This window comes from Candidatus Jettenia sp. AMX1 (genome assembly GCF_030263775.1).
GTDB classification, from domain to species: Bacteria; Planctomycetota; Brocadiia; order Brocadiales; family Brocadiaceae; genus Jettenia; species Jettenia caeni.
The window spans coordinates 17,494-30,937 of record NZ_SZPP01000020.1; the positions used below are offsets into that span (position 1 = coordinate 17,494).

Consider the following 13,444-nt stretch of genomic DNA (forward strand, 5'->3'; position numbering starts at 1 on the left):
CAATAATCTAAAATACGATGATCGATCCTACCCCTATTCTTCAATTTATCCGTAGCAAAAAATACAGCCCTATGACTGCCGCTGAGCTGGCAGAACATTTTAAAATTGATGATACAGAATACCAAGCATTTTGTAATCTTTTGTATGATCTGGAATTTTCCGGTGAAGTTGTAAAGATTAAACAAAAACAGTACGCTGACCCCAAAAAGGTACATTTAATGGTGGGCACATTAGAATGCAACCCAAGGGGATTTGGTTTTGTTGTTCCGGTTAAAAAGGGCGCTGGCACTGGTAAAGATGTTTACGTCAATGAGGAAGATATGGGTTCTGCTATGCATGGAGATCTCGTGGTAGTACGATTACCCGCAACCGCCCAGATTCCCAAAAAAAAATTTGAAAAAAAAAGAGGCACATCAGGACAAATCGTTAACATATTAAAGCGTGTAAATGAATTGGTAGTAGGCACCTTCGAGAAAACGAAACGAATGCGGTTTGTTGCTCCTGACAACCCAAGGCTATTTAAAGATATTTATATTGCAGAAGATGTTTCAAAGGGTGCGGAACCCGGTGACAAAGTAGTTGCTCAAATTACCGAATGGCCGTCCAGACACCTTAATCCCGAAGGAGAAATAACTGAAGTACTGGGAAAAGAAGGCGATCCCAGGGTTGACCTCCGTTCCATTATCTATCAATTCAAACTACCGCATACCTTCAACCAAAAGGTACTACAGGAGACAAAACATATTCCTCATTACGTCTCTCAGGAAGAAACCGGGGATAGGCTCGATTTACGCAAAAATCTCATGATTACGATCGATCCTGAAGATGCCAAAGATTTTGATGATGCAGTATCGCTCGAAAAAAATAAGCACGGAAACTGGTTACTCGGTGTACACATTGCCGATGTATCACATTATGTAAAACCCGATACAGCTATTGATGACGAAGCCCGGTATCGGGGCACCAGCGTCTATTTACCAGGAGAGGTGATCCCCATGCTTCCTGAAGTGCTATCGAACAATATCTGTAGTTTGAGAGAAGGAGAGGACCGACTCACGAAAAGTGTTCTTATAACACTCGATCATAGGGGACATCTTATAAAGGCTGAGATTAAACACTCCATCATTAAGGTAACCAAACGATTAACATACAATCAAGCCACTGCCATTCTTAATAACGAAAATACCATACGCATAGCTGATGATGCTGCAGACATGCTGCGCAATATGGCACACCTCGCTCAATTACTTTTTGAAAACAGACTCAATCGAGGAGCCATAGAGCTAGATCTACCTGAAGTATCACTCAAATTAGATGATCATGGTTATGTTAAAGATGTAGAAAAGGTTGAAAAAGATATCTCTCATAAATTGATAGAAGAATGTATGCTCCTGGCAAACGAGACGGTAGCAACGTTCATGTTTGAAAAAAAGATGCCACTCTTGTGCCGTACTCATCCGGAACCCGACGAAGAAGATATGTGGGAGTTTGCAAGTTTTATTCGTGGATTGGAACAGACAAAAATAGACCCCTTTAAAAGTAAGCAATTACAAAAATTATTAGATAAAATACGGGGGAAACCTGAGGCTTATACGATCAATCTGGTACTTTTGAAATCTATGAAACAAGCAATTTATGCGGCAGGAGAAGGCAGGCATTTTGCACTTGCGCTGGATCACTATACTCACTTTACCTCGCCTATACGCCGCTATCCAGATTTAATTGTTCATAGAATTTTAGATCAATATTTTTCAGGCGAGCTGTCGTCTGCAGTGATACAGAACTTATGGTTGACTCATTTAACTGAATGGGCAAAACATTGCTCTATGACTGAACGGAGGGCGGATGACGCCGAGAGGGAAATTGTTAAATTACGATTACTCCGGTTCTTTGAAAATCAGGTTGGAAACACCTTTGAGGGTGTCATTACGGGCATTCAGGAATTTGGATTTTTTGTTCAACTCAATAAATACCTCCTGGAAGGACTTGTTCACATTCGCACCCTGGCAGACGATATCTATCGAATAGATAAAAAGAATATGGCGCTCATCGGTACCCGACGGAAACGAATGTATCGGATCGGAGAAGTTGTAAAAGTAAAGATCTATAAAATCGACTTTTTAAAACGAGAAGTTGATTTTATCCACTGCAATAATCAAAAAGGAGAACAAGACTATATTTCATAATCAACCACCCTTCGCTCCATACATACTTCCCTGACAAACTGTACAATTTTTACATGTTCCGGATGGTTTTGATAGATGTCCAAATCTTTCATACAGGCAAATTCAGAATACAATACAACATCAGCAGAAGCATCAGTCTTAACACTATTGATGCCAACCTCTATGTGTTTGACTTCCCCTATTTTTCCCTTCAATGATTCCAGAAGATCTTTCATCTTCCGAGCGTTTACCATCTTACCAGACCCTTCAGCAACATCCTTTAGTTTCCACATCACAATATGTTTAATCATATGCAACAACCCTATTATTCTCCAAAATTTCTCCAAATAGATCGCCCTTTCAGGGAGTACTATTGCTACTTTTTCTCTTTTCTCCTGAATCTTTTCAAAAATCTGCGTTATTACCTCATTTTTATGATTCTCATAATAAGAGCAAAGTACTTTACACAAATAACATTGTCAAGTCAAATTATTGGACAGGAATTCACTCTTGTCCATTTTCCTTGACTGTCTTTGTATTGCTGATAAAATGAGTTAACTTTGGATTTTTATTTTACCTCACATCTGTTGTATGTTTTTCCTGGATACAGAATATATGGATAAATTCGAACAAGAACGTTTTGATAAACTTCAGAAATTGCGTGAAAAAGGGCTAGATCCCTATGGTAAACGCTACGATAATACACAATCTATAAAATCAATTACAGAAAGCTTTGTAGCCGAACGAGACGATATACAAGTCAAAACTGCCGGGCGTATTTCAACCATGCGTCCGCATGGAAAGACCGCATTCTTAGATATTAAAGATTGGACGGGGAAGATACAGGTTTATATAAAACTCGATAAGGTCGGCCCTGAAAAGTTTGAAATGTTTAAATTGCTGGATCTGGGTGATATCGTAGGGGTGGAAGGTACCCTCTTTAAAACAAGGACCGGAGAAATTACCATATATGCTGATGATGTTACTATCCTGTCAAAATCCTTACTAACACCGCCAGAAAAATGGCATGGACTAAAAGATGTTGAATTAAGACATCGGCAACGGTATGTCGATTTATTTACCAATTCCGAAGTAATGGAAACATTCCTTAAACGTATCAGAATCATGAAATTTATACGAAGATTCTTAGATGATCGTGGTTTTGTAGAAGTAGAGACGCCTATGATGCAATCTATTCCGGGCGGAGCAGTTGCAAGGCCTTTTATTACGCACCATAATGCCCTCGATATCGATCTCTATCTCAGGATTGCCCCGGAACTTTACCTAAAAAGGTTACTTGTGGGCGGGATGGAGCGAGTATATGAAATAAATCGTAACTTCAGAAATGAAGGTATTTCTACACGGCATAATCCCGAATTCACCATGATGGAGTTGTATCAGGCATACAGTGACTATCATGGCATGATGGAGCTTACAGAAAACCTTATAACATCGCTTGTAAAGGAACTGTATGGTGGATATGAGATCACTTTTGGGGAACAAAAGATTGATATGGCACCACCCTGGCACCGCGTTACTTTTTCTGAATTATTGAAAGAATATAGTGGTGTAAGTCTTGAGGATGAATCAGGATTAATAAGGAAATCAAAGGAATTGGGACTTGAGACTCAAGGAGTTGACAGAGATACTATGGCTAACAATATCTTTGAGCAGGTAGTGGAACGAGCTTTAATCAATCCAACTTTTGTATTAGACTATCCAACCTCAATCTGTCCATTAACAAAGGTATGTGAATATGATCATCGTTTTGCCCAACGATTTGAGTTGTACATCTCTTCAATGGAGGTGGCTAATTCATATTCTGAGCTAAACGATGCTATTGAGCAAGATAAGCGATTCCATGAGCAATTGGGAACAGAAGCTGATATTACGGGTAAAGTAGATGAAGATTTTCTCACCGCCTTAAAGTATGGTATGCCTCCGGCCGGCGGTCTTGGAATCGGTATAGACAGGCTTATCATGCTCTTAACAAATAATGTATCTATACGGGAGGTCATTCTTTTCCCAACGCTCAAGCCAAAATAGCATGACAGATACTGGCGAACCCCTGTATGTTGCAATATCTCTCGATATTGACCCCGATGCTAATGCTGCTGTTAAAGGGCAATATGATGCCCTCTCCTCCCCGGTACGCCACGGTAAGATAAGTACAGATGCATGTAAAAAAGGGCTGCAAAAGATATTTGAGTTGCTGGATATATATACCATAGAGTCGACTTTATTTTATGAGGCGCGAACGGCACAGATACTCGGCGCTGAAGGAATAAATTTACCCAAATTATCTGAAAGACACGAAGTAGCTTGCCATTCTCTGAAGCATGAGGATTTTCTGGGAAAGATATCCGGAATGCCTATGGAAGAAGGTATCGTTGAAGAGATAATTAAGGAAGCAAAGGGAATTCTGGAAAAAATATTTGCGCGAAATATCAGGGGATTTCGTGCGCCTTATACAAGGGTCAATCATACGGTGATAAAAGCTTTAGAACACGCGGGATTCCAGTATGATTCCTCTGAAACAGTATCTCTCGGTGCTACATGGGCAGGCAAACCATTTTCGCTGAATACATTTGGTTCGAATCTTTTAGAACTAGCCCTTCCTTCTTTTCTTGATAGAAAAGGGAAAAAGATGTCATCCTATTTATGGACTATCTTTGAAGATAAAAGAAGCTCTCATGAATATATCGATGCAGTTTTATGGGCAAGAGAGCTAGCAAAAGGAGGTCTCTTTCTGTTTGCGATCCACCCATGGCATTTATACGTAAATTCTCAGGGAAGTCCGTTTCGTAAGGAGCAGGTAAATAAGAATTTGAAAAATTTCGAGTATATACTCTCCCAGATAAAACAGATGCAAGGAGTTCAAGTAATTAGACAGGATACATATCTGGAAAACTGGCTGAAATTAAACAAGTCAGTTAAGGAAACAAAACAATAGAAAGAGTCTACCAATTTTTTGTATCGTATTACATTTGCTTTAAGCCACACCAGCAGCACAGGTCTCATAGTGTGGACTGGTGGTAGTAGCTTTTCTTCCACGTAACATTTCCAGAAAACCTTCTATTCTTGTAGAAAACTGTCCTGGCATATAGTTATGATCATCCACACAATCTCCATCAAGGCTGAGCAGTGGATAACCCATTTTGTTCAGTTCTCTTTTTAGAGCAGGCACAGCAGCGTTATTTCTTCTACAACCCCATGTTGAGAAAACAATCACACCATCCACCTCATATTCCCTGGCAAGCCTCTTGGTAACCTCAATACGCCGTTCCAATGGCCCATTATAATGGCTGGTAATGAGTTTCTTTGCCAAACTCTCGTAAGGTTTTTGAGGGTCTAACGCATCCCAATAAACGTAATTCGTTTCTTCAAAGACGATCCTTACCCCTTGGTCTCTCTCTAATTTTGTCAAAAAATCAACATTAAAATAAGGTTTTAGCTCTAGCCAGAGAATTCTTATAATATCTTTTGGTGGTATTCTGTTATTTCTTTTGCTTTCTTCAATCTTTTCACGTAGCTCGGCGGCAAGGCTGGCAAAAAACTCTACTGAAAGAGGCGAACCGATTAATAAGTATCCGGGAAACATAAAACCCAGGGCATTACTACCGGGAAGAGGACTATGCGGGTCCTTTCTCAATTCATTGATTTCAAGCATTTTCTCTCGCGTTTGATTTGAGTACTCTATCGCCCTTTCAAATGCCTCTTGTCTCATCTTCTGACCTGTTACGATTTCTAGCCGTTTCGTGAAATCCTCAAGTTGCTTCGCAAGATAGTTAACAGAATAATCATCTGCCTCGTACGGAACATCAAGGACAATAGTTTCTTTCCCCGTCATAGACTCACATATCTTTGTCGTCTTTGTATTATTGTCGCATAGTGTTGTAGTTGCAGCCTGAAGGATGTTTTTAGGAAATAGATTTCTGGATACATGCCCGATTGCAGACCGGTGAAAGGAACAAATATCAGTAGGAACTCCGTATGATTCTGCCTCTAAGAGCCCTCGTGAACTTTGTCCAATACCTGCAAAGAGCGCTGCACCGATTTCAAGACAAAATGGATACAGCCCCATAGCGAAAAGAATTTCTGAAGGGACAAACATTGTCGTCCAGATCGTTCGCTTTGGGTGGGTAAATGTGTTATAAAGATGCTTCACGCCGACACGGGTCTGAACATTCAGAGAGATTAGCCCCTTCTTCTTATTTCCCCGATAAAAGAAATGATATATCATAAGAAACCGTAAAAGTTCTTTAAATAATATGGGAGAAATACGGCGTAGAAACGGGTCTATTAATACTTTAAATTTACGAATTGATATCATAGTTTCACTTACTCTTTACTTAGGAGTGCTGGTTAATTGTTCGAGAAATGCCTCGACACGTGTCTTGATTTGCCCTTCACTGCTTGCAGTATAATCACAATTAAGATGAAGGAGCGGAATATTTTTCTCGTGGAATGTCTTTTTAATCACCGGATAATCCAAGAGATTATGATCGCAAAACTTCAGGGTATGGTAAATTGCCCCATGAATCGATTTTTCCTGCATTATCGCTAATACATTGTTAATTCTCTCGAAGATGTTTACCATACGGGAACATGGAGCGCGCGTGATGTATCTTTTGGCAATAGAGAAAATGGGGTCATTGCCCATGCTAATTTGGGCATCAAAGTATCTGCTGCCGTTACATAAATCCTCGGCAACGACCTTGGCGCCAGCATCTTCAATGACCTTCATAATTTTTTCGTTCTCCATGATACTACCCCAGATAAAGAGCCGGGGTATATCCCGTGTATCGCGAACATCACCTTTCTGCTTCATAACATGATTCAGGTATACATTGAATTTCTCTGGAAGGACGTTAACACCCTTCTTTAATAAGGAAAATATTTCATATCCAGATTGTCCGATGTATCCGCTCCAGTACTTTTGTAAAAACAACCGTACCCTTTCCCGGGCTGCATTATACAGGGAAATACTATGATTTATATCATCATGGTGAATTTTCAAGGTAAAATACGATTCGAGCTTTTCCTTTAAATTTTTTAGCAGGTTTGCATAGTAATAAACTGCGGCATCATCGGTATTTTTTGGAATATCCAGGATATAGTTAAATGTCTTTTTCCCTTCGTCCAATCGAATCCATGCATCATAGAGCCTGCGCATTCCATCACATGAATTAACGAATACCATGCCTTTAAAATCTTCCAGATTACCGTTGATTTTTTGATCAACAACCGCTTTGATATAGGGGCAAATATTGCCACAAAGCACTTCATTAGCAGCACACGATTCCTTTTCAGCGCCCTTAATCCTGACGGGATGAAATCCTGCAGCACGAATAAGTTCTACCGGGGTATAAGAACAAAAATATCCAATCTTAGGCAAATTATGATCTTCTACCGAAAACTCCGCAATGGATATTTCCGTTGAGGTGTTTCCGGAAACGGATGTGGAGGTACTGACTTTTGATCGTGCCTTTTCCAGGGCGATCAATGCAGCCCCAAGCGCCCCATTGATTTGAGGTTCTTCCGATATCCTGATCTTACAACCAAGATTTCTCTCTAACTCCGCTACAACACCAATATTTTTTGCAACTCCACCCGTCATAACAATTTCTTCTTCCAGGCCAATTCTCTTGACCTGTGCAGTGATACGTTTAGCAATAGAAATATGTAATCCCCGGCAGATGTCTGCTGCTTTATGGTCAGCGCCAATAAGAGATACTACTTCAGATTCCGCAAAAACCGTACAGAGACTGCTAACAGAAACATTCTCTTTTCCGTTGAGTGAAAGCCCGCCCATATCTTCCAGATCTATTTCTAATGTCCTGGCCATAACCTCCAGGAACCGGCCCGTTCCTGCAGCACACTTATCATTCATAACAAAATCAAGGACGTTTCCATTTGCATCAACCTTAATAACCTTACTATCCTGCCCCCCGATGTCAATAATAGTCCGGGCCTTGGGAAAATAATAATTAGCCCCCTTGGCGTGGCAGGTAATCTCCGTTACAACTTCATGAGCAAATGGTACTTTTATACGTCCGTATCCTGTAGCAATAATATAATCAATATCCTTTTCTGATAATTTATTTTCCGTAAGTATCTGATGATATGTTTTATCTGCTGCTTTTTTACTGCTGGCACCAGTTGGAATAATTACAGAAGAAAGAATCTCTTTTTTTTCATTTAACAAAATCCCGTTCGTCGACATCGAACCAATATCGATTCCTATCGTATACATTCTACGAAATCTCCTTTATTTACAGTGGTTATTCAGGCTCGGGCTTGGGTGGTATCATACTCATCCAGATATTGAATATAAACAAACCTACAGAAATCACTACCAGACCAGCGAAGATTTCTGCAACCGGATGTATTGGGCGGAAACATACCAAGCCTACAAGACCGATATTTGCAAGATAGAATTGAAGAGTACCTATTTTGGGATAGGCAAGCGGTGTTCCTGAAAATCTAGGCAAGATATGATATCCAACTCCATAAATCATCATCGACATCCACCCTAAAAGGTTTAAATGTACATGGACGAACAGGAGTTGTGCTGGATAGCTTCTCATAGAGACCATAATAATACCAAGAATAGCCGCGATGAAAAAATAAATCAGGCTTGCACGCACAAAATTTTTAGAAAGCGGACTCATACGTTAAAGGCTCCTTTTTAATACCCCCGACCGGCTTAATAAATACCTTAAAAATATACAAGCACAAAAATATCGAAAAAATTAGAATATATTAAAAATATGGATTGTCAAACAAAAAATTATCATGATACAATGTCAAAAAGAGTAATATGAGATATTTATTAACTTATATCCATTTCAAAAATATCTCTTGTTGTGCTTAATTTATAAAATATTTGGAGATGCACATGACTTGGCAGCAAAGTAAGAATAAGGCCGTTTATAAAAAATCCAATAGCATAAAAGATACGTTATTCAAACCAAATAAAACTACCATGATGTATGCAAAAAGACTCTTAATTTCAGCAGACGCTGCAGAACGGCAAGTTCTGGGTCAAAAATTACTTAATGAGATATCGCAATCTTTATCAATTCCTCCTCCACAACTTAACGTATACGATAAGCGTCAGAATCACTCTTTGAAAGATGGTAAGCTCATGAAGAAGACGTACGGAACTTATAAAGCAGGAAATATTACGATCAATAATAAGACAGCAATACGGCAAACAGTCGTCGCCCCTAAAACATTTCTCGATACCCTGATTCATGAGTTTATGCATCATTACGATTATGAAGTGCTCAAATTACCATCAAGTTTACATACAGCAGGTTTTTACTATCGATTAGGAGATATAATGAAAAAACTGATCAGATAGGTAAAGCTAGAGGTTTATACTATATCATAACCATACTCAGATAATAAAAAATAAATAGTTGCATGAACCTGAAGAGATAGTTTACTATACTCTGGAAGTTTTTATTTATCTGAGTAACAAGAAGCTTCCAAGATGAAAAGGTCTCGTGAACCTAACAATGATAGTCTGCTTATTGCGCTACCTTAAAATCCTCATCGTTTGTTGATTCCGTCTCTTTTGGCGCCTTATTTCCCCTTGCCTCTTCTTCATCACCCCTTATCTTGTTTGGAATACTCTCAGGAATGAGAGAGACCGTCGTCTGCATGCCTTTCCCTATCTGAGTTGCAATCTTTGATGTAGCAATCGTGTCACTCGTTGGCTTACTGCAAAATGACAAGACTCCAAAAATAATTACACCACAAAAGATAATTCCTTTGATAATTCCTAATAGTCCGCCAAACAATCGGAGCCCAATTCCCATACTCCATGCATCTAAGGCTCTCTTTATAATATCGGTGATGATGTAGGTAATAATAAGCGCCGTCCCAAAAATGATAAAGTAACTTAACATATTTGCTGTCGGTGGAACAAAAACACCTCTTAAGATATTACTCAAAATACCATAAAAGAAAACGGCTGTAAAGAAGGAGATTAGCAAACACACAATCCTTATACATTGGATAACAGGTCCATTGGAAAGCCCAAAGATAGCGGCAAAAAATACGAGCGTAAAGATTGTATAATCAATCCAATTCATTCCTGAATTATTTTTCCTTTTTCTGTTTCTTCTTTGAAGTAGCCAAAAAATCATTCACCAGATCATGAAGAAGATGCTCTAAATTATTCCTGGGTAATTTAACCGAAACCTCCGGATCTTTTGTTGTACCCCGTATTTCTACCGGCAATGCATTTTGTCCTAAAACCACACTTGCAATTTTTTCAATATCCTTACCCAAATGTTCTTTATGAAAGGTAACAGCAATATCATACGATATCGCACCTTCAAGCTCAGCCATACCAGATGCATTCATGCTCATCAATGGGCCTTTCATCTCCATTTTTTGAGTATATATTTTACCATCTTTGATCCGTATTGATGCTTCCACGAAATCAAATGAATACGTATCCTTTATCCCTGCAATCCCTAATAAGGAAGAAAATAGTTTATTTCCCCGGACATACCCATCCCTTACTTTAATATGTATATCTGCAGCCAATTCTTCATTGACTACTTTTTTGTTCAGACCTTTACCTTTTAGGTAACCGCTCAAACTCAAAATACCGCCTATTTCACCCTCTTTCATAGTAAATAACGGAAGGAGGCGAACAACCTGTATATCCTGAGTAATATACACATCCTTCGCATCAATAAAAATATCGAATACTGGTTCTTTTTCATGGAGGTCAATTGTTCCCTTTATCGTAGTAGGACCATCATTCACACGCAATCTTGCATGGATAAAGACAATATTGTTTTTGAATGAAAATTTGTCTGTAACGAGATCTTCTATCAGGAATTGATTTTCATAGTTGATCTGCTGTATAGAAATTTTCTTCAGAAAAAGTTCTTTTGTAAGAAGCGAGAGCAATTTTACCTTACCATGTATCTCCTCTAATCGTATGGGAGACGTTTCTTTTATCTCTTGTTTTTGAATAATAAGATATGAGATAGTAATTTGATTAGGCCAATGAAAGGAGATCGGTCCGACTTCATGGATAGATTCAAATCTATCTCCCAATGCCTGAGCAACCTTTCGTCTTACAAAACTTTCAGAAATACCGAGCGGAACTGTTAAGATCGTAATGAAAGCGATACAAAATACCGTGCCGAAAGAGATTACAATCCATTTTAATAAAGTTCCTTCATTACTTATTTGCATATTTGACCAGCAATGGCAAAAGCTGAACACCGAGTATTTTCCCAATCTTCCCTGTACTGCAAACCTTTTCTGAAAAGGATTTTGTATTATCTGGTTTAATGCCCCCACCACAAATAAGTAAAGGAACGGGATCATCTGAGTGTGATTTTAGTTTGCAAGGAGTTGAATGGTCGGCGGTGATTGCAACAATAGTTTTATCAAGGTCTATATGATTAATTAAGGGTGCAAGGTAATACTGATCAATCGTCTCAATCACCGTTTTTTTCTTCAATGCATCACCATCATGCCCAGGCACATCTGGTCCCTTAATATGAATGTAAAGCCCATCGTACTTTTTCATATGTTTTATCGTCATCTCGGAGCGTAAAGTATAATCTTTTTCCAGATCTTGTGTGGGAGGAGGAAGAGGAACTATCTTCATACCCGTCAATAACGCAATACCCTCCTCGGTCGGCATCTCTACAAAACATCCAAAATTCTTCTTAAATTTACTCTTCATAGCAGGAAGTTTCGGAAGGTGATCACCGGCATCTCTCAGAAGAACAAGATTTGCGGGAAGAAACCCCTTTTTTATACGCTCTTTATTAATTTCGGATTGATCCAACACCTCACAACTTTTAAGGGTAAATTCATTTACCAGTAATGCAGAACGATATGCAGCCCCGGTGTCCGGACAGTCTTTTGTCGGCGTACAATACTCAACAATATTCTCAAAACTCCCCGTTTCTCTTGCAACTCCCAGGAGACCATGTTTTGTATATGCAGGATCCGTATTGGTAACATATCCGGAAAGCTTCTTCTTTACACCGCGGATGACTAATACAGCTCTATATTCAAGGGTATTTTTTAATTGAAAGGTAGAAGGAGCGGAAGTCAATTTTACTTTTTTGTTAATTTCTTTACAGAGTTGCGCTGCCTCTTCTGTAGAAAGATTTCTTCCGACACGACGATCCTTTATAGCCCTTCCGCTTCCTCTTGTAGCAAAATTTGCCCGAAAGGCAAGATCACCATCGCTGATTTTTATTCCTGCAGCAAGCGCTTCTAAAGGGCCTCGCCCGGTATAATATTTCATGGCATCATATCCCAGGATACTAATCACCGCAATGTCAGATTCAGGTGCGATGCCTTTTCCTACCGTATACATCACCCCGGTCTGCCCTTCTTTTGCCAGCGTATCCATAGTAGGGGTAGATGCTGCCTCCAAAGGTGTACGATTATCAAGCTCTTTACAAGGATACTTTCCATCCCCGAGTCCATCCAATACAATATATAAAATTTTTTTCATAGCTAATAATCTCCTCATAGCCTTTCTCTCGTGCAACTACAAACTTCACAAATTATAAAGTAAATGAGACCAAAGGATTGTTATCCCACGTGCACATTCAGGCGGGAAGCAAGGCTAAAGCCTCGCCCTATACATAATGATCTATGTAACTACAGAGTAAAAGAACAACAACCAGGGGTGTTTCTCTTTAAGGTATCTATAGCCGTATTATATCCTAACATATTTTGTAACCCCTTCTTTGTACAAATCATTCCCATATATGTCATTAGCAACTACTACGGGAAAATTCTCAACTTCAAGTCTCATGATAGCTTCAGCACCCAAGTCTTTGTAGGCAATAACATCTGCCTTTTTTATGGCTTTTGCCAGCAAAGCAGCCGCACCGCCTGTAGCAGCAAAATAAACAGCTTTGTAATGTACCATAGCCTCAATAACACGCTGAGAGCGATTACCTTTCCCTATGGTTGCCTTGAGACCTTTTGACAATAATTGAGGTGTATATACGTCCATTCGGTAGCTCGTGGTTGGACCACAAGAACCAATAGGATTGCCAGGGCGGGAGGGGCTTGGGCCGACATAATAGATAATTTGATTCCGCACATCAAAAGGCAGTTCTTTACCCTGATCAATAAGCTCCACAAGCCGTTTATGTGCTGCATCCCTGGCGGTATAAATAACTCCGCTAATCATAACCTTATCCCCAATCCTGAGAAGGGGAATATCATTCTCTATCATAGATGTTTTTAGATACAGTATCTCTGACATA

General features: G+C 39.3%; 12 protein-coding genes. 4 read left to right on the forward strand and 8 right to left on the reverse strand.

Going from position 1 to position 13,444, the window contains the following annotated elements; all coding sequences use genetic code 11:
- Positions 1-17 precede the first annotated feature (17 nt).
- Positions 18-2,186, forward strand: coding sequence for a ribonuclease R (rnr, locus tag FBQ94_RS07690; protein WP_007221177.1), 2,169 nt, complete (start codon positions 18-20; stop codon positions 2,184-2,186).
- Here rnr and FBQ94_RS07695 read toward each other — a convergent pair.
- Positions 2,174-2,476, reverse strand: coding sequence for a Dabb family protein (locus FBQ94_RS07695; protein ID WP_040543986.1), 303 nt, complete (start codon positions 2,474-2,476; stop codon positions 2,174-2,176). The two genes, rnr and FBQ94_RS07695, sit on opposite strands and share 13 nt — an antisense overlap.
- Before the next feature lie 304 nt (positions 2,477-2,780).
- On the opposite strand from FBQ94_RS07695, the gene lysS reads away from it, so the two are divergent.
- Together lysS and FBQ94_RS07705 are read left to right on the forward strand one after the other, a co-directional pair.
- Positions 2,781-4,211 (forward strand): lysine--tRNA ligase, encoded by a 1,431-nt coding sequence (lysS, locus tag FBQ94_RS07700; protein ID WP_007221175.1) that lies wholly within the window; start codon positions 2,781-2,783, stop codon positions 4,209-4,211.
- Between the two features lies 1 nt (position 4,212).
- The gene (locus FBQ94_RS07705) at positions 4,213-5,118 is read left to right on the forward strand and encodes a polysaccharide deacetylase family protein (RefSeq protein ID WP_007221174.1); all 906 of its coding nucleotides are present in this window, start codon (positions 4,213-4,215) and stop codon (positions 5,116-5,118) included.
- A gap of 39 nt (positions 5,119-5,157) precedes the next feature.
- Here FBQ94_RS07705 and FBQ94_RS07710 read toward each other — a convergent pair whose 3' ends face one another.
- From FBQ94_RS07710 to FBQ94_RS07720, 3 genes are read right to left on the reverse strand one after another with little or no spacing between them, the layout of a single operon-like run.
- A complete protein-coding gene (locus tag FBQ94_RS07710) occupies positions 5,158-6,498 on the reverse strand; it encodes a 2-hydroxyacyl-CoA dehydratase subunit D (protein ID WP_040543600.1) in 1,341 nt (446 codons plus the stop codon).
- A gap of 15 nt (positions 6,499-6,513) precedes the next feature.
- Positions 6,514-8,421: an acyl-CoA dehydratase activase gene (locus tag FBQ94_RS07715; RefSeq protein WP_007221172.1), complete on the reverse strand. Its 1,908-nt coding sequence runs from the start codon at positions 8,419-8,421 to the stop codon at positions 6,514-6,516.
- Between the two features lie 28 nt (positions 8,422-8,449).
- A complete protein-coding gene (locus tag FBQ94_RS07720) occupies positions 8,450-8,839 on the reverse strand; it encodes a heme-copper oxidase family protein (protein ID WP_051006163.1) in 390 nt (129 codons plus the stop codon).
- A 227-nt stretch (positions 8,840-9,066) separates the two neighbouring features.
- On the opposite strand from FBQ94_RS07720, the gene FBQ94_RS07725 reads away from it, so the two are divergent.
- Entirely contained in the window at positions 9,067-9,534 is a 468-nt protein-coding gene (locus tag FBQ94_RS07725) for a hypothetical protein (RefSeq protein WP_007221170.1), read from the forward strand.
- Positions 9,535-9,703: 169 nt separating this feature from the next.
- On the opposite strand, the gene FBQ94_RS07730 is transcribed toward FBQ94_RS07725, so the two are convergent.
- From FBQ94_RS07730 to FBQ94_RS07745, 4 genes are all read right to left on the reverse strand, one after another.
- Complete coding sequence (locus FBQ94_RS07730; RefSeq protein ID WP_007221169.1) at positions 9,704-10,270, reverse strand: CvpA family protein; 567 nt, start codon at positions 10,268-10,270, stop codon at positions 9,704-9,706.
- Between the two features lie 7 nt (positions 10,271-10,277).
- Entirely contained in the window at positions 10,278-11,393 is a 1,116-nt protein-coding gene (locus FBQ94_RS07735) for an AsmA-like C-terminal region-containing protein (RefSeq protein WP_007221168.1), read from the reverse strand.
- Positions 11,380-12,678 (reverse strand): BPG-independent phosphoglycerate mutase family protein, encoded by a 1,299-nt coding sequence (locus FBQ94_RS07740; protein ID WP_007221167.1) that lies wholly within the window; start codon positions 12,676-12,678, stop codon positions 11,380-11,382. Before FBQ94_RS07740 ends, FBQ94_RS07735 begins: the two co-directional genes overlap by 14 nt.
- A 207-nt stretch (positions 12,679-12,885) precedes the next feature.
- Positions 12,886-13,443, reverse strand: coding sequence for a Fe-S-containing hydro-lyase (locus tag FBQ94_RS07745; protein WP_007221166.1), 558 nt, complete (start codon positions 13,441-13,443; stop codon positions 12,886-12,888).
- Position 13,444: the final 1 nt, after the last annotated feature.